Genomic DNA, 22302 nt, shown 5'->3' with positions numbered 1-22302 from the left:
AGACTATTGTTTCACTCTCTGCTCCATGACTTCTATGACTTTTTCCAAATCCTTAGGTGTATCAACAGCAGTCGTATCAGACTCTACCTCAATAAATTTTACTTTATGACCATGTTCAATAAACCTCAATATTTCAATATCCTCAATGCTTTCTACTTTTCCTCTTGGCGTACTGCAAAAAAATGAAAGAGCTTCCGGTTTGAAACCATATACACATACCTGTTTAAAAAATGTATAATCTATCTTTCCTTTTGGAAAAGGTACCGCACTTCTGGTCAAAAAGACTCCTATTCCTTCTTTATTCGTGATTACTTTAGGAACTGTAACATTCACTACTTCAACAGGATTTGTGATTTTTGTCATCAAATTCGTGATTTCTAAATTTGGATCTTCAAAAAATGGTAGAATCGCTTGTTGAATCGTTTGTGCTTCAAGTAATGGCTCATCTCCTTGAATATTAACGTATAAATCTGCTTTTAATTTCTTAGCAGCCTCTCCGATTCGGTCAGTTCCTGTTTTATGTTCTGTTGAAGTCATAATTACATTCATATCATATTTGTCACAGGCCTCTTTAATCCTTTCGTCATCTGTCGCCACATAAACGTCATCAAACTCCTTTACCTTTACTGCTTGTTGAAACACCCACCAAATCATTGGCTTCCCACAGATATCAGCAAGCACTTTTCCTGCAAATCTTGTAGACTGATATCTGGCCGGTATTACTCCGATAATCTTCAAACTCTTACCTCCTAGGAATTGTCTTCATATATTCTGCTGCTTCTTTCAATGCCCCTTCAAACTCTGGGATTTTTTCTTCAAGCCTGCTTTTTATCCAGCTCTCCTTCTCTCTAAGCAATTCAAATGCATTGACCATGTCATTTTCTGCTTCTATCTGATTGGAAGAAAGCACCATGCCCTTTTCATCACCAAAAATATCTCTCGAGATCCCTGCTGATTTTATTGAGTAACCCAAAGCTAATGTTGGAACTAAACTTGAATATGCCGCAATAACTGAATGTGTCCTGGCTCCAAGATAAAATCTGCATTTGGATATGATATATTTAAGTTGACAACAATTTAATTTAGGCTCTACGAAAAGTACCCTTTCATTATAGGGAAATAACTCAACTATTTTGTTCAACAAGATTAAATCACTTTCATTTTTCCAATAAACGTGAGGAATCAATAAAACACTCATATCTGTATTTTCAAGAATATGTTTTATTAATATAATTGTATTTTTGAAAAAAAGAGTATTCGTATCATATCCTCCATTCGTTCTGATACTAATATTAATTCCTACAAAATTTCCATAGTCTTTTAGCCTAGACAAATCAATCTGCTCTTTCTCTAAAAGAAAAGCCGGATCAGGATAAAGCTTTACATTTTCTTTTATTCCATTATTTCTAAGATTTTCGTATGTAATACTTTCACGTGCAATAATATAGGAATATCTCAGCAAATGTTTTTTTAAATCATTGGTAATCCTTTTATTTTCAATTGAACAAGCCCATAAAACATTTACTGCTTTCCGCCTATAAATTTCTCGATTCAAGTACTCCAGCCAATCATTTGTATTATCATAGCAATACAAATCTCCACCGGTAGATAAGGCCAAAGTATCCGAATCAAAGATATTCAGATACTTTTTATATAAATACCTTGCTACCGCATATTTACTAATTCCTAATTTGCTAAATGCTCTTGGAAATACTGATGTAGCTGGTTTTAAGCCCTTTACACTTCTAATTGGTACAAGATTTGAATACTGATGCGTACCACAATATCTTTCATCTTCTACATCATTTGTAAAAATATAGTTATTTTCTTTTTGAAAGCCTAGCATTTTAATCGTTGTTCGTGCTGTTGCTTCACATCCGCGGTTTCCACTGCTAATATGAGAATATAATACAAGTTTCTTTAAATTACTCACCTCTTACCTCCTGATTAATTAATCTTATGAAATACTTGTAAAAATTTTATGATTCTTCTTTTTCCAAATCGTAATATCCTGATTACAAAATTTACTTTTGTATATTTTTTCATTATTTTCATTATTTTTTTTCCACTTCTCTCTTTTACAATCTTATTAAAAAATTTATTTCTTTTAGAATGAAAAGGCAAAGAAATATTTGCTGCCTTATTATATTGAACAGCTGTTTCATATGTAATTTCTTTATATTTGATCCTGCATTTTATTGCCTTCAAAAATTTTTCTCCTTTTTGAGTATTGAGAAAAATAAGAGAAGTTCCTTTTCCATCATCCATGTCTGGTAATAATTCTTCTACTCCCCAAAAATCAGCAAGTGTTATATCCCCTGGCTTGATGTGAGTTTTAAAAGAACAATCATAACAAGAATTTCTTGCATTTAATCCACTGAAAAAAGTACGGTGATATAAATTTTTTGTAATGATCTCGCTCTCTGACGTATCATCCGAATATGTTACTTCAAACGAAAACTTTTTTCCGGTCCATCCATTCACTTTACTTCTAAAATTAATATTTTTTATACTTTTTCCCTTTATTGTTTCTAAAGAATTTATATACTTTTGAAATACTAAAGGAGATGGAACCCCAAAACAAATACAATCCACACATATTAAAGATTCATACTCCTTCCCAAGATAAGACCTTAATCCTGCTACCTGACAAGGAGTTCCTGAAAACAATACTTCTTTCCCTTCAACAAGATATGATTTAACCTTTTTAAAAATGTCCTTAGTTTCACTTTGAACATATTTAGAACCATTATACTTTTTAATCTCATCGCTATTATTGGTACAACTATGCCTTACAATAAAATTTTCATCCAATTCTACTCCACAAACAATGCCTCCACCTTCAATTACTTTCTCGGCTAATAAAGAAAAAATTCCGCCAGAAGAACTTTGTTTTCTTATTTTTTCACATAGAGAATAACCAGCCCAAACCGTTGGCTCTCTTTCTATTGGTTCTTTTAAATCTATAATAGGACAGACCTTTAAACATTTACCGCATTCCACACATAATTCTTCATTTATAGATGGATAAAGAAATCCTTCTTTATCTGGTTGCATCAAAATGGCATGTTTTGGACAAATATTCTCACATGCACCACATCCAGTACACTTATTGAAATCTACAATCTTATTCATAAAAATCTCCTTATTTAATTGTCCGATTTTTTTTATTCTTCTTTTTTATACATTTACTTATGACATCATGATTACCCAAAGCCATAAATATAAAAATAATAAAGAAAACCAGCCAATTCATAATATTACCTGCAAAATAGTATGTTGTCGTAGAAATGATTCCCATCAATATAACAATAACGAGCCACTTCCATTCTATTTTGATTTGAAAATAATTTTTCATTGTGATATGACGAATAACCCAAACAATGATATAAGCAATTAAAGAACTTAATGCCGGTGCAAAGAGACCAAAAGGCTTAATAAATGTCAAACATATGACAATATTGATAACTGCACCTACGATTGTTGTCCAAAATGCATCTTTCGTTTTTTGTGACGCGATATATCCGGCTCCATAGAACATAGACATGGAAGATGCACTAGTTCCAAACATAAGTAATGGAATCAATATCCAGACTGATTGATAACTTTCGCTGACAAGTAAAGGAAAACATATTTTGATAATAGGAAGAACAAAGCAACATCCTCCAAATAATAGGAAAAAGTATTTCGAATAAACTTTTGAATAATATTTTGATTTTTCTTTAGAATTGTAAGAGATAATAGCACTTTCCTGCCATGCCAGCTGAAATACTCCTGTTAACATAGCTAATATGGAGGAAAATTTATTAGCTACTCCGAATAAACCACTGGCATTTTCAGAGATAAATGTAATAATAAGCATGCGATTAATCGATGAAGAAGCCCACCAACTAATATTATTAGGTACAAGCGGAAGACCAAATCCAATTAATTTTTTAATATGGTACTTATTAATATATCTTAACTTAAATTGCTGTAGTGATTTTGTATGCATTTCTAAATATAAACAGGCAAATAGCCCTGCTAAAACATAAGAATAAAGTAATCCATTCACATCAGCACAAAATACATATAAAGAAATAATTTGAAAAACTACCAAGAATAAACTATTTATAATCCCTGAAATTGCAAACTTTTTACTTTTCCCATAACTTCGTGCCACCCGCTGATACATATTAAGAAAGACCGATACAACATAATAAAAATAGAAGCCACACATGTAACGAATCGGAACGAAAAATGCATCAATCACAACTAGCAAGACTAATGCAGCCAAATTTCCCATAAAAACAATTACCCAAAGATTAGACAAAAGCTGCTTTTTTTGATTTTCATCTGCATCAAAGAGAAATCGAAAAATAGCTTCTATTGATTGAACTGTAAATATGGGCAAAAACAAAGGAACCAGAGAAACAATAACATCATAATATCCATAAGATTCTGTTGCAATTTCTCTGGTTATAAACCTAAGCATAAGCAGGGACATAGATTTGCTTATAAATGTGGCAACAAAATATAATACCGTCCCATTAATTAGATTCTGTAAATTACTCCTTTTCTCCATATATGCCCCCATGATCGCTTACTTATTTCTATTCCTCCAGTCAACTTTCAATCTCTTTTTTATTAGATATGATTCTATAAATGTTATAATTAGCATCCAATAAAAAGTAAAAGCCCATCTCGTCTCATAAAACGGACTATATTGCACAGAAAAAAATGCGGCTGAACAAAATAATGCTTGCAAAATAATTCTATATATTGACGGCTGACTATTAAACTTCCTGAACGATCTTCCTAAAAATAAACCTAGTAACGCAGTAATTAAAAGAGCACCAATTCTTCCAAAATCCAAAATAAAATCCTTCAATGCTGTGCGATATAAGGTTGCAATTGTTCCCTGTTTCAAGCTAATTCTTTCTATTTCCTCTCTTGCCAAATTAAAGTCAAGACGTAAAAAAGAAGGAAGCCTTCTAGAAATATAATGTAATTCATACATTCCCCAAAAAGGCCTGTAATCATATTCTTGATAAACCATTGCAAATCCAACAAACTCCTGTGAATAGTATTGAAGTCCCTGCATAACTGCATCTTGAAAAACGCCTGTTTTTTGAACCACTTCTTCCGTTTCTTTTGAAACCTTATCCTTTAAAATCACTTGATAATGTCTGTTCATATCTCTATTTTGAGATCTGTTCTGGATAACCACTGTATTATAAATAAAAAAAGTCAACAGTAAAGTGATAAAAATATATAACATGTTCTTTTTGTATTTATACTCTTTCTTTCTTCTGATTAAAAATTTATAAATACAAAAACTGCTTATAAATGCTATGATAAAAGACTGCCTTCCCCCTACTATTATATTAGGTATTAAATATATCATTAATGGCAAAATAGAGCTTATCATTAATTTTTCATTTTTATATAATGCGTAAGTTAAATCATAAAGCCACAAAAACAACGATGCATTTACTAAAAATGATCCAATCGTCCCAATCACAGAGACATTCATACTTAGATTTCTCAAACCAATAGAAAGTGCATTCAGCCGTATTACATCAAAAATATATAAAACTAAACCTATACCAGAAATGCATAAGTACTTTCTTTTATGAAAAGAAAAGTTCTCTTCCATATCAAAATTTATTCCACCCCTGGCTAATTTAGTAAAGTATCCTAAAGTAAAAAAAGCATAAAATAAAACCATTGCTATTATGATATAAATATAAGTTTCAGATTTTATTTTATAGGAATAAGTAATACCAGAAAAAAAATATAATCCTGTTATCATAAACCAAGACATAAACAACCAAACAGCCGGGTTAATAATATTTGTTGATACTTTCTTCGTTATTAAGATATTACAAACAATTATTAGTATAATTAGAAATCCTACAAGCATATGAATCCTTTCTACTTATTCTCCTTCCACCGCCCTCTTAATCATTTCCAAATACTGGAACCCATTTTCTTCATCAGGTTCCAGGAAACATCCTTCCCCCCATTCATTCCAAGCATTGATATAAACAAATTCATCTTCTCCCACACTTCTTTTTAAATCTAATAAAGACTTATAAAATAATTTTGGGGAAGTATTTTTGTAATACAGTCCTTTAAATGATCTTCTCGGGGTATTATCCCAACTGACATATGTACCTTTAAAAACCGGTTTATTATAAACCAGCAGTTCTCTTTTCATGTATTTATAAATCTTTTTTGCATCTATGATTCTTTCGATCTTTTTCTTATGGAGTAATTTATTTAACTGCATTTTCATCCAAATCCGCAAACCAAATAATAGACGTTCCAAGAATTTCATTCTATGGTTCAGGGTAAATCCCGGCTCAAAATTATAATATGCATCTACAAGTTCTTCCCTTCTTTCTAATCCTCCCCCTGTATTAGCGGTTATGAGATAAATACCTGGAAATCCGTTCTCATGTGCCAACTTATTCCAACAATCTTTCATTTTTGAAAGCTCTTCAATCTCACAACTTTTGTAAATATGAACAACTGGCTTTTCATTTATTTTTATATACCTTGTATCTTTAAAAAATGGAAGTAAATAATTAAAATGATTTTCCCATTCTTTTAATCCTCCATAATCCTGTTCCATAAGAACTTCCTGCTCTAATCCATACCAAGTCCGAGTCCAGCTTTCATTGGCCCAGCAGATACAGTAGTTGATATTAATTTCAGGATGTGCAAGTAAAATTTCCATTGGCTTTTCTAAAAGCTGCTTATTGTCTTTAAACCAATAATGATAAAAACAAAATCCAAATATTCCATATTCATTTGCTAAATCTACCTGCCATTTTAGTGTTTTCGCATCTTCATTTGATAAATCATAATAGTTTTTATTATATGGAACCTTAGGCTGTTCATGGCCTTTGAAAAGCGGAACTGCTCTTTTAACAGCTTCCCACTCCGTATAGCCGTTCCCCCACCACAAATCATTTTCTTTAATCCGATGATACTGAGGAAGATACATAGCAATTAACTTCATATATGCTTCTCCATTCCTTTTTTATATCTTTAAAAATATACACTATTATGTATAAACTTTTTATATGCTTTCTTTCTTGTCTCTTTTTTCAACCACTCTTTTTTTAACCATTCAAATAGAGCTTGTGTATTGTCAAATACTTTGATTTTCTTTTCCTGTAAAGAAGGAAAGGTATAAAAAACTGCTTTATCTTTGGAATTTATTAATATAGCTGCCGCTTTTGAATTATTATAAATCGCTTCTAATAAAGCTGTAGATTTTCTTGAAAAACAAATATTATGAGAAATTGCTTCGTTGAAATCATCAATAAACGCTATATTACTTTCATATTTCAGATAATTACTTTTCTGATCTTTGGGATGTAGTTTTAAATATAGCTTCATATTCTCTTTCTCCATGATGGGAAGAAGTTCCTTTAAAATATTTAAATTTACATTAACTTCCCTTGGTTCCGTAAAAAATACTATTTTTGTTTTTTGGTCACCGTTTTCATGAACAGAAAACATCTTTTTAGCTATGGCAGAATCATACACAAATTTTTCTGTATGATATAAAGAATTAAGATGCAAGGCAGTCTGTTTACTAGTTGCGTAAAAAATATCTCCTACAAAACAATGAGGAAGTTTAAAACCATATTCCAAACCATGAGGAATACATACAATTATTATATTATATTTCTTTGCAATGTGTTCTTCTATCAAAGAAAACCGATCTAAATTATTTCCTGTAAAATATATTTTACCTATAAATTTTCTAAAATAGGCATTTAACAGATATTCATATAAAAGCGTATGCGTTATTCGTTTACTATAAAAATAAAATAACTCTACTCCGCTATACGGTCCTATCATTTGCGAAGCCCAATGCCGTATCTTTTTTAATTCCCGATAGGAATAAAACCAGGATAAAATCGCCCACCATATCCTCATTTTTCGATGAAAACAATTATAAATTGACAAATCCTCACTAATATTTTCTTTTAAGTATTCATATTTTACTGATATATCTTTCAAAAAAGACATCTTTTTCTTCGCTGCTGGTGTGCGAATTACAGAAAACTTGATATTTGATTCCATCTTGCCGGAATACGGCCGCAGTATCATCTGCACGATAAGATAAGCTGCTGTTATATATGTATATAGATAACCGACAATTATTCGAACCAACTTATAATATTTATCTGTTCCCAACGTTTTTATTTGGCATACATAGGCAGCATCCATGACCATAGAATACAAATTACGATTGGTATGTTTAAATTTCACTATTTCTATATTGTTTTTCTTAAAAAATAGTATAATTGCCAGTACCGGCTGTACTGTATTTAAATAGACCTCGTTCACCACATAAAGATCATTTTTATATCGTTTTACTTGTTCCTCACAAAACTTATAACATTCATCTGTTAATAAATCACTCAGTTCTAATTCTTTTTTCTTAAATATTAATTTATTTTCTTTTATTATTACTATATTCAATTATTCTTTCCTCCAGACAAATCGATTCACATAATCAGTATAAGATATTAAAATACGAAGTACTTTGTCTGATACATTAGGCATACTATAATCCTCTACCTTTCTCAATGTATCTTTATTCTGTGTTTTTAATATTTCAATCCCCTGCAGGATTCTGTTGGATTTTAATCCAACCAACATAACGCTTCCTTCCTCCATAGCTTCCGGCCTTTCATGTGCCTGCCTGATATTCAGGGCTGGAAATCCCAGTATAGAAGATTCTTCACTGATCGTTCCACTATCACTTAATACAATCTTTGATTTGGCTTGAAGTTTTACATAATCATGAAAACCAAGAGGCCGCATTGTTTTTACTAATTTATGAAAATTAATACCTGTTTCAGTAATTTTTTTTCTGGTTCTGGGGTGAGTACTTACAATTATCGGCATATTATATTCTTCTGCTATCGTATTCAAACTTTCTACTAGATCATTTAGATTTTCATCTGAATTAATGTTTTCTTCTCTATGAGCTGATACCACAAAGTATTTCTCTTCCTTTAACTCAAGCGTTTCAACTATCATGGATTGTTCAATTTGGGATTTTTGTTCTTGAAGTACCTCAAACATAGGACTTCCTGTTTTAATAATTCTATCAGCAGGAAGTCCTTCTTTTAATAAATATTCTCTTGCAATATCACTATAAGTCAAATTAATATCTGCAATATGATCTACAATTTTCCGGTTACTTTCTTCAGGAACCCGTTGATCAAAACACCGATTTCCGGCTTCCATATGAAAAATTGGTATATGTCTACGTTTTGCTGCAATCGCAGATAAACAACTATTGGTATCTCCCAATACTAAAAATGCATCTGGATTTTCCTTTTCCAGCACCTTATCTATCTTAATCAAAACATTCCCTATCGTTTCTAATACAGAGCCAATAGCAGCATTTAAAAAATAATCCGGTTTCTTCAGCTGTAGATCCTGAAAAAATACTTCATTCAATTCGTAATCATAATTTTGCCCCGTATGAACCAGTATATGGTTGATAGAATCCGAACTTTCCAACTTGTTAATAACAGCCGATAACCGAATTATTTCCGGTCTGGTACCAACTACAGTCATTACTTTCAGCTTCTTTTCCATTCATTAAACCTCCAAATAATATGTGTCCGGTCTATTGGTATCAAAACATTCATTCGCCCAAATTATAGTAATTAAATCTGTATCACCTAAGTTTTCAATATTATGGGTATATCCACAAGGTACATCTACAATTTCCATTTTATCCCCGCTGACAAAATATTCTATCACTTGTTCCGTTCCTATCTTACGAAAACGAATAACACCTGTTCCACTGACAACAATAAACTTTTCATTTTTTGTATGATGCCAGTGATTTCCCTTGGTAATACCAGGTTTTGAAATATTTATAGATACCTGCCCACTAACGTTAGATTTTATAAATTCTGTAAAAGTCCCTCTAGAATCTTCGAAGACAAAAGGTTCATAACTGAATTGTTCTTCTGGAAGGTAACTTAAATACGTACTGTATAGTTTCTTTATAAAACTGTTGGAAAGATCCGGTACAAAATTATCTTCTCGGATTTTTTTAAATGAGTTCAATAATTCAGCTATTTTTCCAAGTGTCACTCGATATACAATAGGTATTTCACAATATTTTCCGATCATATTTTCATTACCTTCTAAGGCCTGCATCAATTCGTCAATCACATCATCAATATATACTAGATTCAAAACCGTATCAGGATCATTGATTGTTATTGGTAAATCACGAGAAATATTATAGCAGAAGGTAGCTACTGCACTATTATAATTGGGTCTGCACCATTTCCCAAATACATTCGGAAAACGATAGACCAGAACTTTGGCTCCCGTTTCTCTTTGATATTTAAAAACTAAATGTTCACCCGCTTTTTTACTCTTTCCATAAGGATTATCCAATTCTGCCTGAGTGGAAGAAGAAATCATAATAGGACAATGATTATTATATTTGTTTAAATAAACTAATAAGGTTGAAGTAAAACCAAAATTTCCTCCCATAAATTCTGTTTGATCCTTAGGTCTATTCACTCCTGCAAGATGAAAAACAAATTCTGCCTCCTTACAATACCCTTCTAAATTAGAGATATCAGAATCTGTATCGTATTCCATAATATCAATATTTTCTACATTTTTTAAATGAGCAATCAAGTTTCTTCCTATAAACCCTTTTGCTCCTGTCACAAGTATCTTCATAACATATTTCCACCTTTCTAACTGCTCAATTCTTTTCTGATATAATCCAGCTCTAATAATTTGTCTTTAATCTGCTCAATATTAAGCCTAATTGTATTATCTGAATTATAATCCTCCCGAATTGACAATTCCGGATTCCCTTCAACAAAATATTTTTCATAATTGAGATCCCTTGTGTCTGCCGGTACTCTGAAAAAGTCCCCCATATCTTCCGCCACTTCGACTTCTTCCTTTGTTAAAAGAGTTTCGTAACGTTTCTCACCATGACGTGTTCCAATTATCACTATTTCATTATCTTTGTGAAATAATTCTTTTAATGCCTGCGCTAAATCTCCAATTGTAGATGCCGGTGATTTCTGTACCATAATATCTCCCGCCTCAGCATTTGCAAATGCAAATATCACAAGTTCTACTGCCTCTTTCAGGCTCATTAAAAATCTTGTCATATTCGGATCCGTTATTGTTATAGGGCGACCACTCTTTAATTGTTCGATAAAAAGCGGTATGACAGAACCACGGGATGCCATAACATTTCCATATCTTGTTCCACAAATCAACGTTTTTTTTGCATCTACTGTCTTTGATTTAGCTACAAAAACTTTTTCCATCATTCCTTTGGAAATTCCCATGGCATTGATCGGATAAGCAGCCTTATCTGTTGAAAGACAGATTACTTTTTTCACTCCACCTTCTATCGCTGCAGTAAGCACATTATCTGTTCCAATTACATTTGTTTTTACTGCTTCTAGCGGAAAAAATTCGCAGGATGGTACTTGTTTCAAAGCTGCTGCATGAAAAATATAGTCCACCCCATAAATAACATTTTTAATTGATTGTAAATCTCTCACATCACCAATATGGAACTTTAGTTTATCATTTTTATATGCTTTCCTCATATCATCTTGTTTTTTCTCATCCCTCGAAAATATGCGAATTTCTTTTATATCCGTATGTAGAAATCTTTCCATAACTGCGTTTCCAAAGGATCCCGTTCCACCTGTAATCAATAATGTTTTATTTTTAAACATAATATACCTCTTTTCTGAGATCACGGTTGCGTTCATGCATCAAAATGTTTTTCAAGAATTTCTACAGATTTTTCTACTCTAAAATGAGTTTCAATATAATTTCGTCCATTCATTCCTTTCTCAATTAAATCATCACTATCTGCCATTCGTTTAATAGCCAGAACGAATGAATCAACATCTCCTGACCATACCCATTCTCCACAGTCTGCATCCTCTACCAGTTCTTTTAAATCAGTAACCCTATCTGAAGCTACCAGCACTGGTTTTGCATATTCCATATATGACAAAATACGAGAAGGATAATTTGGAATTGTAAATCTGGGATCTAATATAATCAGACCCACATCACATTCATTAATTATCTGCTCATATTCAATTCTTGGTAACTCATTTATTACAAGTGCATTTTCAATTTGATTCTTCTTTATGGTATGATCCAATTTGTAACTATCCGTTCCGCGTCCAATAAAAAGAAAAAATATATCTTTTTCCTCTTTACATTCTTTGATTGCCTTACACAAAAGCTGTATAAATTGTGGTCTGCCCATATTACCGCCAAAAAGAAAAACGCATGCTCCTTCACGAATTCCATAACGAGCACGCATAGGAAAACCTATTCTGCTAATATCTTCTCTTAGTTTCTTGGTATTTGGAAAAATTTCTAATTTATCTTTCATTAACCAAGGATTATGCTTATGAAGATAAGTGATATTCGCTTCAGACATACATCCTATTTTGTCTGCTGTTTTGTATAATCTTTTTTCTTGTCTTTTAAACACTTTATATAAAAGACTGTTGGAATATAAGATATTTAGATCCAACGCATTTTGTGGAAATATATCTTTTAACATTAAATAAGCCGGACAATTATATTTTTTCTTTGCCCATGCCACTAGACCAGCGATGGTTATAGGCGGCGATTCAAACAAGATAAAATCGAATTTTCTGCCTCCCAAATATTTTGAAATCCCCCAACGCATCCATAATGGGATTTTAAAAGTAGTAATCCCTTTCTCAATGAAACCTACATTATAATAATTCCCGGTAACGACTCTAAGTACTTCAAAACCCCGTTCTTTCTTGATTTTCGTTACTTTTCTATTTCTCTTTTCTTCCGATACAACAACGGTTATCTCATGCCCGGCTTTATACAAAGCTTCTGCTAAATCCGTATATATAGTAGCCCCCTTACGGGGTTCAGGAAATGAAGTCGCAATATATAATATCCTCACTGAATCTTTGTCTCCTTTATATCCATTTTTATAAGTTCCACAAATGATAAATCTGATGACTTCCTACATGATTACAACCAACCTTATGATAAAAATTAATTGCTTCTATATTTTTTACTTGTGTTCCTACCTGTATCATATCTATTCCCATACGATAAACCTCTGATTCTAATCCTTGAAAAAGACTGGTTCCTATCCCAGTCTTTACAGACTTTTTATCTACTGCAATTAATTCTATGACACATGCTGCACCATGAAAAGAATATAGCAAAAATCCATTTATCTTATTATTTTCTTTTGATATCATAAAATATTTCTCTGGTTTTTCGAAAGCATTACGAATCCACTGCTCATAAACCAAGTCTCCCCCCCGCATTTTCAATTGAAAATCTTCTAGAAACTTTGAATACTTGAATTCGGCCATATCTATGATCTGCTCATTTTTTTTCATGGCTTGATATATTTTTATATGCTCCGGTATCTTAGAAGGATAATTTATTTTTTTCATAAATTGTAAATTAACATCTGCCAAAAATGCAGATGTATCTTTTCCTATCAGTTGAGAATTTTGGGACTCTGAATTACAATTTTTTATTGATAGGAACTGATAATTACAAAATTTCTGTTTCAAATCATCCCACTCATGCAAAGATAATGGTCTATGCAAAACTGCTTTTGCACAACTAACACCGAAAAATTGGGTATCCCATTGTAATTCTTCAAATATCACTCCATTTCTTTCATTTTCTTGCATAAAAGAATGTACTCCTATTCTGTCTTACTAGAATCGTTTGAGATATAAACTGATTTTTGTTTGAAAACACTTTCTATCGTTTTCAAAAAAATCTTAATATCTAACCAGAATGATAAATGATCCACATAATAAATATCATTTCTGATTCTTTCTTTCCATGGTACCATGTTTCTATAATATGCCTGATTATAGCCGGTCAAACCCGGACGGACCTCTAATTTACGTCTCTCATCCCCTTCATACTGATCACTATGCTCTGGTAAATCAGGTCTTGGCCCTATAATACTCATATCTCCCTTAATAATATTTAAAAGTTGTGGAGTTTCATCCAGACTGGTATTTCTTATAAACTTTCCAATTTTAGTCAGCCTTGGGTCATCTATTGCGTTATAGGTTGAGCCGTCTTTATTCCTTATATCTTTTGAATTTTTTTTCATAGAACGGAATTTATACATTTTGAATCGTTTTCCGTCTTTACCAAGCCGTAGTGAATTGTAGAAAATAGAACCTTTATCCTCAAAGTAAATAAGTGGACCTACAATCATGAATATCAAACTCCAAAATGGCAAAGCACTGATTGCAAGAACAATATCAATTAACCTTTTAAAAAAATTTTTATACACTAAACAAACCTCCTTGCACTTACCTACAAGTCAGACTTTCCAATGCTTTTTCCAGCTTGCTGCATACATAGACCACATCTTCATCGCAAAGTAATGTATGTAGCGGTAATGTTATTTCATTTCTATATTGCGCATATGCATTTGGATAATCCTCTATACAAAATCCCAATTCTTTGTATGCTGTAAACATAGGCAGAGGCTTATAATGAACATTTGTTGCTATACCTTCCTCAGCCAGTTTTACAATTATTTGATTCCTTTGTTCCACATCAATTCCAGGTATCCTTATTAAATACAGATGCCCGGAAGAAGTGAAATCTTTTCCTGAATGTTCAAATATTTCTACACCTAATGGAAGAATCCTCTCATTATATAATTGAATTAATTGTCTTCTTCTTTTTAACAACTCAGGATACCTGCTTAGCTGAACCAAGCCAAAACTTGCCAAAATGTCTGTCATATTATATTTGTATGCCGGATAAATGATATCATACTCCCATGCACCTTTTTGTGACTTTGCAAAAGCATCTTTTGACTGCCCATGAAGACTATATAACATGAACTGTTTATATACCCATTCATCATCAAGTCCTATATCGTTTTTCCATACAACGGCTCCGCCTTCAGCGGTGGTTATGTTTTTTACTGCATGAAATGAAAACGTAGTAAAATCTGCTATCTGCCCTGCTTTTTTTCCTTTCTGCTCTGCTCCTAAAGCATGTGCGGCATCAGCCACAACAGTAATTCTTCCAAATATCTTTTGTATTTTATTATCTGCTTGAAAAAGATTCTTTTTCTTTTCAACAATCTTAAAAATTCTTTCGTAATCACACATTCTTCCGGCTATATCTACCGATATAATTGCTTTTGTCTTCTCTGTAACAGCATCTGCAAGTTTATTGTAATCCATCTCATACGAATCTGGGGCGGTATCTACAAATACTATTTTGGCTCCAACATGATCTATGACAGATGCAGAAGCTGTATAAGTATAGGAAGAGGTTATGACTTCATCCCCAGAACTTACTCCCAGAATACGCAGGGTCAATTCTAATGCTGAAGTTGCACTATTCAGACATACTGCTTTATTCACCCCTACATATTCTGCAATCTTTTGTTCAAATTCTTTTGTTCTGGGGCCTGTGGTAATCCAGCCTGACTTTAAAGCTTTGGATACTTCAATCACTTCTTTGTCTGTAACATCGGGTGGTGAAAATGATATTAATCTCATTATTACTCCATGATTCTCTATCCTTACCTAATATTATTCACGACAATATGTCCCTATGAATTGAAATCGTTTCATCAATATACTATTCATTTTCCTCTATTACATACGTTGGTACTATTTTTTGTACCTCTTTTTTGATGTCCTGCTCTTCTTTCTCTGTCATTTCTTTCAACTGTTCTAATTGCTTAAAGAACTTTTTTTTATCAAATTCTATCGGTTTCCCAATAAAAATCAATTGATTTTCTGTGCTTTGCATTCCTTCTTCTTTCATAAGTAACTCCTCATATAACTTTTCACCTGGTCTTAAACCGCTGAATTCTATCTTTATATCTTCCCCTGGAATATATCCTGATAATCGTATTAAATTTTTGGCTAACTCCAAAATTTTAACGGGTTCCCCCATATCAAGAACAAAAATTTCCCCTCCTTGGGCGTATGCCCCTGCCTGTAATACCAAAGATACTGCCTCCGGTATCGTCATAAAGTATCTTATGATATCCGGATGTGTCACGGTAACAGGTCCTCCGGAAGCAATTTGTTTTCGGAACAGCGGAATGACACTTCCATTACTTCCTAATACATTACCAAATCGTACTGCTACAAATTTAGTCTGTCCTTTTTTGTCCAGCGACTGAATGATCATTTCACACATCCTCTTTGAAGCTCCCATAATATTGGTAGGATTAACTGCTTTATCAGTAGAAATCAAAACAAATCTTTCCACATCATTTTTCAATGCGGCTTGAGCCGTCTTCCACGTTCCAAGCACATTGTTTTTAATCGCCTCATTGGGACTTATTTCCATTAAGGGCACATGTTTGTGTGCAGCAGCATGATAGACAATATTGGGTTGATACGTTTCAAATATATAATTCATTCTTTTCGTATTTCTTACGGAACCAATTAAAACAACCAGATCTAATTTGGGATATTTTCTAGAAAGTTCTTGTTGTATGTCATAAGCATTATTTTCATAAATATCCACCAAAATTAATTTCTTAGGATTCTGGCCAGCGACTTGACGGCACAATTCACTACCAATTGAGCCTCCTCCTCCAGTCACTAATACAACTTTATTTGCCACGTATCTCATAATTGATTCTAAATCAACTTCAACCGGCTCACGTTCTAATAAATCCAATACATCTACTTTTCTAAGAGCACTGACATTTACATCCCCATTTACTAATTGATAAATTCCGGGAAGGGTCTTAAGTTCACATTTTGTTTCTTTACATATATTTAAAATTTCCTTTATTACTTTTTTCTTTGAGGAAGGCATTGCTATGATAATCTCGTCAATCCGATAATAAGCAGCCATCCTGATAATATCCTCACGTCCTCCTACTACTTTTATTCCATGAATAAAATTACCTATTTTTGTCCTGTCGTCATCTATTACACAACATACTGTTTTCTGTAGACAATGACTGTTTTTCATTTCTTTGATCAAAGTATTACAGGCGTCACCTGCACCAATTATCATTACATTTTTATTCTTTGCACTCGCGTTTCTTCTTTTTAAAATGATTCTTATAATTCGATATACATATCGGCTTCCAACTACAAACAATAGCAGACACATACCGTATAACAAATAATAACTTCTTGGGATTACAAAAAGTTTTTGATTGTTTAACACCATTATGCCTATCGTTTGTACGGTTGCAGACAATACACAGGATATAATTATATTAACCATCTCTGTTACTCCTGCATAGGTCCACAAACTATGATATAGCCGAAATATATAAAATATAATTAGTGTAATTATCACGTTAAATGGTAAATATAATAATATCAAATTCAAAAGTTCTGTAACATTACTTGAATATTGAAGATCAAAACGTAATAATAATGCTAATATGGATGCAAGTGTAATTGAAATAACATCGCAAACAATTAAAAATATTTTTCGAAACATCAATACCTTGCTTTTAAATATTTTCTCCATATAATATTATCTTGTTAACACCTCATTTCCCAGAACTTTCTGAATATCTACTTTTGCGTCTTCAAGACTCTTTTTATCTGGAACTCTGACTTCTTCCTTACTATTTTTAGAATTAGTTATTTCCATTTTCATTGTTCCATTAACGCTGTTTATAATTGTTTTCCATTGTTTCCCAAACGTCATCTTTAATTTTGCCAATTCTACAAGCTCAGACTTACTGAAATTTGTTTGAACATTTTCAGATATACATTCCATAACACTAAATCCATTTTTAATAATAGAAGGAGAACTTACTTTTTCATTTATTGCATTTAAAATAAGAAGATCATTGATACGGCTATCCTTATCTCCTTGCATAAACATAACGGTTTCTTTACCATCCAATTTATTATTACCTTTAACAAACTCATAGTCCCCAACTTTAAAAGCCAGTTTTGAGTTGACTTGAATACCATGTAGTGCATCTACCAATTCCATAAGCGTAGTATGGTTTACACGTACATAATAATTTATTTGAACATCATAAAGACTTTGTATCGCTTTTATGGAAGATTCAAACCCATAAGTTGCAGCCTGATCCATTTTATCATTAACTACGTGAGGCTTTTTACTCTTAATAACCGGAACTTTTAAATAATAATCGTTTGGTGTTGTAGTTAATAAAATTTGCCTGGTCAATGGATTAACTACTGCAATTATATTAATATCACTCTGGCTTTCAGGAGTGATCTCATCATAAGACTCTAAACCACTGATATATATAATAAATGCCTCTTTACTGATATTCTTCTTTTCCTCATTTAAAACAGCTTTCGTAATCTTGGTCTCCTTCGTTAAAACCCCGGGAGCATTGACCTCACATCCCCCGCTGCAAGGTGAAGGTAAGATACTTTGAACTTTCAAAAAATATCCGGCACCCATTACAGAAATAACGCAGGCAATTAAACTGATTACTTTTCCTGTCTTAACCCATCTGCCTGATAACTGAGTAAAAAATGTAACTGCTAAAATAGCCAGCCAAACTAAACTTAAAGTTATTATATATTTATTCGGTAATAAATTTAACTTAATAACACTTCCTAAAAATACCAAAGTTAATATAAATTGTAGAATGATTACTATAAATCTTCTCATAATATTTCCCTCCGAACACTATTTTGGATAGAATTTCTAATTATCATCTTGATTGATTTTTTTCTTTTGAACTCTCATTTTTCTTTTTATCTGCTTTTTTGTATTTAACAACTTTTGATACTTTTGCAACATTATTTTTAGAGTCCTTTGCTGCAAATAATATTTTCACTTTGTTCCCGCCTGTTAATACATTTATATTTCCTATAATTAGAGTATTTGAAACATCCCCATCTACATCATCAACTGCTTTTACATGCTTCAACAATTCCTCCATATCTTCTCCTTGTGTATACACCATTTCTTCTTCAAATTCAATGACTGGAGCCGTATGATCTTCTAAGAAAATTGTTAGAAGGCTGACAAATATTAGAACCAAAATTAAAATAATTCCAACAATTATTAATATTCTTTTCCTCATACTCATCCTCTTTTTTCTAATCTCTTACTATTCACTCTCAACTTTTCTTTGCACTTTTAGCACTATATTCATTGTTATAATATCTACCGTAATTCGCTCCATAATGTTTACTCATATAACCTTTTTTGTTCAAGTCTACTTTATTCAAAACAGTACCTAAAATTTTACAACCTGTTTTGTCTAATTGTTCTTTTACTCTCTGAGCAAATTTATAATTAATTGCATTTGCCTCAATAACGATAAGCATCCCATCGCATTCCCGCGAAATAACAGCACTGTCAATTACACTTCCAAGCGGTGGTGTATCAATTATGATATAATCATACGATTCTTTTAACTCTTTGATTAAAAGACTAAAACTTTGACTGCCGAATAATTCAGATGGGTTTGGGGGAACAGGTCCTGATAATATCAAATCTAAGTTTTTAATATTGGTAGGATAGATAAAATCATCCTCCATATTTATACCCGAAAGATAGTGAGAAAGACCGGTCACTGCATGACTCACTCTATATCTGGCTATCATAACTGAATTACGCAAGTCACCATCAACAAAAATAACTTTTTTATCTGCTTCCGCAAGACTTACTGCAAGATTTAATGATATACTGCTTTTTCCCTCATTGGGTGAACAACTGGTAATTCCAATTACCTTAATGTCATTCCCACAGAATTGAATATTGGTTCTTAATGTATTAAATGCTTCTCTTCTCTGAAAATCAAAGTTCAAAAGATTACTGATATCAATTGTCTCCACACGCTCTTCTCCTTCTCTCTCTTTTTACCCGGCCATTCGTCGATTTATTTTTTTTATTGGTAACATTCATATCTGACTGCAAAGGTATTGTACTTAGTACACTGAGCCCCAGATATTTTTCAACATCTTCCGGTGTTTTTATTGTGTCATCCATAAAAAATCTAAGTAATATAAGAAAGCTTGCAATTACAATTCCCAAAACGCCTCCTAAAGCAATGTTTAAACTAATATTAGGGGTGACCGGATTTTCAGGGATATTTGCTTCTTCCACCAAGTTAATTCGTTTAATATCCATAACATGGGTAATATGTTCTTCTGAATCTTTTCTTAAAGCATCCGCTGCTTTCTTTGCAATGAAAGGATCTTTATTTCTCACTGCTATTTCTAGAATTCTAGTATCCATAGGATTCGTTACAGTGACGGAATTTCGTAATTCTTCATTACTCAATTCTAATCCCAATTCTGCAATCACCTGTTCTATTACTAATCTGCTAGTCACTAATGTCATATAATCTTTCGTTAACTGTGTACCTGTCTGTAAATCTCCATATGTCAGACCTGATTCATTATTTTGCTTATTTAACACATAAATTTTAGTCGAAGATTCAAACTCGGGTACAAATGCATATTTGCTGACTAAAAAAGATACCAGCATAAATACAATTCCAAACATTACGATAACCCAGAATTTCCCTAGAATTACCATAAATAACTCACTTAAATCAACTTCAAATTCTTTGTTATAATCTTTTTGATCCATCTTAATCTCCGTACCACTTTCCTTTTTACTTACAAATACTCATTTTTTAAAATTTTATTTGGATTTTCAAGTAAAAGTTTCTGCATATAAGATTTCCCAAATTTTCTGGTAAGGTACTTTGAACACTGTTTTATCTTTGGTGCTCTTGTAAATTCACTATGTGCATCTGTGGCAACAAAATGAACGAGATCGTTTTTCAGTAGTGCATTCGTAGCTCTGTAAATGGAAAATCCCGCTTTCCCTTCGATGCTCATAGCATTTACTTGGATGTAGCTTCCCATATCAATTAATCTTTTAACTTGGTTCATATCCTTTATTATATTATGGTACCTTTCAATATGTGCTAATATTGGATAATAACCTCCGAACAATAATTCTTGCACTGCATTTCTTATATATTGATAATCAGCCATAGGAAAGAATTCAACTAATATATATCGAGAATCTGCCATTGTAGGAATTATCTTTTCATTTAATAAATGCAGACAATCATGACTATAAAAAATTTCACATCCCAGTTTCAAAGTAATTTGAGATGTGTAATCATTTAAATTCGACTTTACTGTTTCCAATACATCTTCTACATGATTATAAAAATTATAATCATTTTCCCCTTTAAAATGAGGGGTCACTATAATAGTTCGAACTCCTTCTTTATAAGCAATTTTTAACATGTTTTCAGTTTGTTCTAAGCTTTTAGAACCGTCATCCAGCCAAGGTAATAAATGGTTATGGATATCTATAAATTTATTTTCATATTTTTTCTTTTTATTAATTATAACTCCTTTTTGCTCCACCATGAAATTCTCATCCTTTCTTGCCCAATATATTCTTAGGAATTTATTATTATACGTGAGGACTTATACCAATTTTTAGAAGTTCTCACTATTTACAAAAAATACCAAACAAAGATAAAATACCTTGTTATCTTTTTAATAAATGCATATAATATATGTAACAACCTAAAATATAAATCAGAAAGTCAAGGAGGGTATTATATGGAAAGTTATGTAAGAATTACTTCAAAAAGTTATCCTAATATTAAGCTGCGGATGGTTCCCGGTCATTTTGTTACTGCTCATTCACATGTTAATTACTATCTGGATATGACGCATATGAAATCACGGCAAAATGAGGCATTACAGATTGCCCGGGCTATGGCAGACAGTTATCTTACTACTACGATTATCGATACCATAGTATGTATTGACGGCTGCGAAGTAATTGGAGCATACCTTGCCAATTACCTGACGGAATCAGGTATCATCTCCATGAATAAACATAAGACCCTCTACATAACAACTCCTGAATTCAGCCATGCGGGCCAATTCCTGTTTCGCGAAAATATGCAGCATATGGTGAAAGACAAACACGTTCTTATCTTATTGGCATCAGCTACTACAGGGAAGACCGTAGCAGGAGCAGTAGAAGTTATTCAATATTACGGCGGTAGTATTGCCGGTATCTCTGCAATTTTCAGCTCTGCAAATAAAATATATGATTATCCAATCAATGCTCTTTTTACAAGTGCTGATATTCCTGATTATCAAACCTATTCCTCATCAAACTGCCGTTTATGTAAGGAAAATAAGCCGATTGATGCTTTAGTCAATGATTATGGGTTTTCAAAAATATAAGTTTTCAGCTGCATAGATTAAAAAGTGCCACAAATTTTCCTTT

General features: G+C 32.3%; 21 protein-coding genes. 1 reads left to right on the top strand and 20 read right to left on the bottom strand.

The features are described from left to right. Positions 1-3 precede the first annotated feature (3 nt). The 20 genes from kdsB to DWV06_RS15750 all read right to left on the bottom strand — a co-directional run bounded on the left by kdsB (position 4) and on the right by DWV06_RS15750 (position 21422). Positions 4-738: a 3-deoxy-manno-octulosonate cytidylyltransferase gene (gene kdsB / locus DWV06_RS15845; protein ID WP_115483167.1), complete on the bottom strand. Its 735-nt coding sequence runs from the start codon at positions 736-738 to the stop codon at positions 4-6. Positions 739-742: 4 nt separating this feature from the next. Beyond that, positions 743-1933, bottom strand: coding sequence for a polysaccharide pyruvyl transferase family protein (locus tag DWV06_RS15840; protein ID WP_115483166.1), 1191 nt, complete (start codon positions 1931-1933; stop codon positions 743-745). A 14-nt stretch (positions 1934-1947) separates the two neighbouring features. Beyond that, a complete protein-coding gene (locus tag DWV06_RS15835; RefSeq protein ID WP_115483165.1) occupies positions 1948-3135 on the bottom strand; it encodes a Coenzyme F420 hydrogenase/dehydrogenase, beta subunit C-terminal domain in 1188 nt (395 codons plus the stop codon). Positions 3136-3145: 10 nt separating this feature from the next. After that, positions 3146-4564 (bottom strand): lipopolysaccharide biosynthesis protein, encoded by a 1419-nt coding sequence (locus DWV06_RS15830; RefSeq protein ID WP_162300661.1) that lies wholly within the window; start codon positions 4562-4564, stop codon positions 3146-3148. A gap of 18 nt (positions 4565-4582) precedes the next feature. Further along, positions 4583-5905 carry an O-antigen polymerase gene (locus DWV06_RS15825; RefSeq protein WP_115483163.1) on the bottom strand — a complete coding sequence of 441 codons (1323 nt, stop codon included), beginning with the start codon at positions 5903-5905 and terminating at the stop codon, positions 4583-4585. A 15-nt stretch (positions 5906-5920) separates the two neighbouring features. Next, the gene (locus DWV06_RS15820) at positions 5921-7009 is read right to left on the bottom strand and encodes a glycosyltransferase WbsX family protein (protein WP_115483162.1); all 1089 of its coding nucleotides are present in this window, start codon (positions 7007-7009) and stop codon (positions 5921-5923) included. Between the two features lie 29 nt (positions 7010-7038). Next, a complete protein-coding gene (locus tag DWV06_RS15815; RefSeq protein ID WP_115483161.1) occupies positions 7039-8487 on the bottom strand; it encodes a hypothetical protein in 1449 nt (482 codons plus the stop codon). After that, positions 8488-9618, bottom strand: coding sequence for a non-hydrolyzing UDP-N-acetylglucosamine 2-epimerase (wecB, locus tag DWV06_RS15810; protein ID WP_193726033.1), 1131 nt, complete (start codon positions 9616-9618; stop codon positions 8488-8490). It lies immediately after the preceding gene. A gap of 3 nt (positions 9619-9621) precedes the next feature. Then, positions 9622-10731 (bottom strand): capsular polysaccharide biosynthesis protein CapF, encoded by a 1110-nt coding sequence (locus DWV06_RS15805; protein ID WP_115483160.1) that lies wholly within the window; start codon positions 10729-10731, stop codon positions 9622-9624. A gap of 17 nt (positions 10732-10748) precedes the next feature. Beyond that, on the bottom strand, positions 10749-11759 hold the full coding sequence (locus DWV06_RS15800) for a polysaccharide biosynthesis protein (protein ID WP_115483159.1): 1011 nt from the start codon (positions 11757-11759) through the stop codon (positions 10749-10751). A gap of 32 nt (positions 11760-11791) precedes the next feature. Further along, entirely contained in the window at positions 11792-12991 is a 1200-nt protein-coding gene (locus tag DWV06_RS15795) for a glycosyltransferase family 4 protein (protein WP_115483158.1), read from the bottom strand. 28 nt (positions 12992-13019) lie between these two features. After that, positions 13020-13745, bottom strand: a complete 726-nt coding sequence (locus tag DWV06_RS15790) for a GNAT family N-acetyltransferase (protein ID WP_115483157.1) — start codon at positions 13743-13745, stop codon at positions 13020-13022. Between the two features lie 14 nt (positions 13746-13759). Beyond that, on the bottom strand, positions 13760-14368 hold the full coding sequence (locus DWV06_RS15785) for a sugar transferase (protein ID WP_115483156.1): 609 nt from the start codon (positions 14366-14368) through the stop codon (positions 13760-13762). A gap of 19 nt (positions 14369-14387) precedes the next feature. After that, on the bottom strand, positions 14388-15599 hold the full coding sequence (locus DWV06_RS15780) for a DegT/DnrJ/EryC1/StrS family aminotransferase (RefSeq protein WP_115483155.1): 1212 nt from the start codon (positions 15597-15599) through the stop codon (positions 14388-14390). A gap of 82 nt (positions 15600-15681) precedes the next feature. Then, a complete protein-coding gene (locus tag DWV06_RS15775) occupies positions 15682-17553 on the bottom strand; it encodes a polysaccharide biosynthesis protein (protein WP_115483154.1) in 1872 nt (623 codons plus the stop codon). Positions 17554-17559: 6 nt separating this feature from the next. Then, positions 17560-18687, bottom strand: coding sequence for an LCP family protein (locus DWV06_RS15770; protein WP_115483153.1), 1128 nt, complete (start codon positions 18685-18687; stop codon positions 17560-17562). Between the two features lie 43 nt (positions 18688-18730). Continuing rightward, positions 18731-19105, bottom strand: a complete 375-nt coding sequence (locus tag DWV06_RS15765; RefSeq protein ID WP_115483152.1) for a hypothetical protein — start codon at positions 19103-19105, stop codon at positions 18731-18733. A 37-nt stretch (positions 19106-19142) separates the two neighbouring features. Further along, the gene (locus DWV06_RS15760) at positions 19143-19862 is read right to left on the bottom strand and encodes a CpsD/CapB family tyrosine-protein kinase (RefSeq protein WP_115483151.1); all 720 of its coding nucleotides are present in this window, start codon (positions 19860-19862) and stop codon (positions 19143-19145) included. After that, positions 19849-20622, bottom strand: coding sequence for a YveK family protein (locus DWV06_RS15755; protein WP_115483150.1), 774 nt, complete (start codon positions 20620-20622; stop codon positions 19849-19851). The genes DWV06_RS15760 and DWV06_RS15755 overlap by 14 nt, the downstream gene beginning before the upstream one ends. 29 nt (positions 20623-20651) lie before the next feature. After that, the gene (locus DWV06_RS15750) at positions 20652-21422 is read right to left on the bottom strand and encodes a CpsB/CapC family capsule biosynthesis tyrosine phosphatase (protein ID WP_115483149.1); all 771 of its coding nucleotides are present in this window, start codon (positions 21420-21422) and stop codon (positions 20652-20654) included. 198 nt (positions 21423-21620) lie between these two features. Between DWV06_RS15750 and DWV06_RS15745 the strand changes: the two genes are divergently transcribed. After that, positions 21621-22259 carry a phosphoribosyltransferase gene (locus tag DWV06_RS15745; RefSeq protein ID WP_115483148.1) on the top strand — a complete coding sequence of 213 codons (639 nt, stop codon included), beginning with the start codon at positions 21621-21623 and terminating at the stop codon, positions 22257-22259. Positions 22260-22302 lie beyond the last annotated feature (43 nt).

Source organism: Anaerosacchariphilus polymeriproducens (assembly GCF_003363435.1).
In the GTDB taxonomy this organism is placed as follows: Bacteria; Bacillota; Clostridia; order Lachnospirales; family Lachnospiraceae; genus Anaerosacchariphilus; species Anaerosacchariphilus polymeriproducens.
The sequence above is the reverse complement of the archived record's forward strand: the minus strand, read 5'-3'. Positions and strand labels throughout refer to the sequence as shown.

Bases quoted from the DNA above. Each gene is read 5' to 3' on its own strand.
- DWV06_RS15835 (WP_115483165.1), bottom strand. From the start codon at position 3,135: ATGAATAAGATTGTAGATTTCAATAAGTGTACTGGATGTGGTGCATGT.
- DWV06_RS15830 (WP_162300661.1), bottom strand. From the start codon at position 4,564: ATGGAGAAAAGGAGTAATTTACAGAATCTAATTAATGGGACGGTATTA.
- DWV06_RS15825 (WP_115483163.1), bottom strand. From the start codon at position 5,905: ATGCTTGTAGGATTTCTAATTATACTAATAATTGTTTGTAATATCTTA.
- DWV06_RS15820 (WP_115483162.1), bottom strand. From the start codon at position 7,009: ATGAAGTTAATTGCTATGTATCTTCCTCAGTATCATCGGATTAAAGAA.
- wecB (WP_193726033.1), bottom strand. From the start codon at position 9,618: ATGGAAAAGAAGCTGAAAGTAATGACTGTAGTTGGTACCAGACCGGAA.
- DWV06_RS15805 (WP_115483160.1), bottom strand. From the start codon at position 10,731: ATGAAGATACTTGTGACAGGAGCAAAAGGGTTTATAGGAAGAAACTTG.
- DWV06_RS15800 (WP_115483159.1), bottom strand. From the start codon at position 11,759: ATGTTTAAAAATAAAACATTATTGATTACAGGTGGAACGGGATCCTTT.
- DWV06_RS15790 (WP_115483157.1), bottom strand. From the start codon at position 13,745: ATGCAAGAAAATGAAAGAAATGGAGTGATATTTGAAGAATTACAATGG.
- DWV06_RS15780 (WP_115483155.1), bottom strand. From the start codon at position 15,599: ATGAGATTAATATCATTTTCACCACCCGATGTTACAGACAAAGAAGTG.
- DWV06_RS15775 (WP_115483154.1), bottom strand. From the start codon at position 17,553: ATGGAGAAAATATTTAAAAGCAAGGTATTGATGTTTCGAAAAATATTT.
- DWV06_RS15770 (WP_115483153.1), bottom strand. From the start codon at position 18,687: ATGAGAAGATTTATAGTAATCATTCTACAATTTATATTAACTTTGGTA.
- DWV06_RS15765 (WP_115483152.1), bottom strand. From the start codon at position 19,105: ATGAGGAAAAGAATATTAATAATTGTTGGAATTATTTTAATTTTGGTT.
- DWV06_RS15755 (WP_115483150.1), bottom strand. From the start codon at position 20,622: ATGGATCAAAAAGATTATAACAAAGAATTTGAAGTTGATTTAAGTGAG.
- DWV06_RS15750 (WP_115483149.1), bottom strand. From the start codon at position 21,422: ATGGTGGAGCAAAAAGGAGTTATAATTAATAAAAAGAAAAAATATGAA.
- DWV06_RS15745 (WP_115483148.1), top strand. From the start codon at position 21,621: ATGGAAAGTTATGTAAGAATTACTTCAAAAAGTTATCCTAATATTAAG.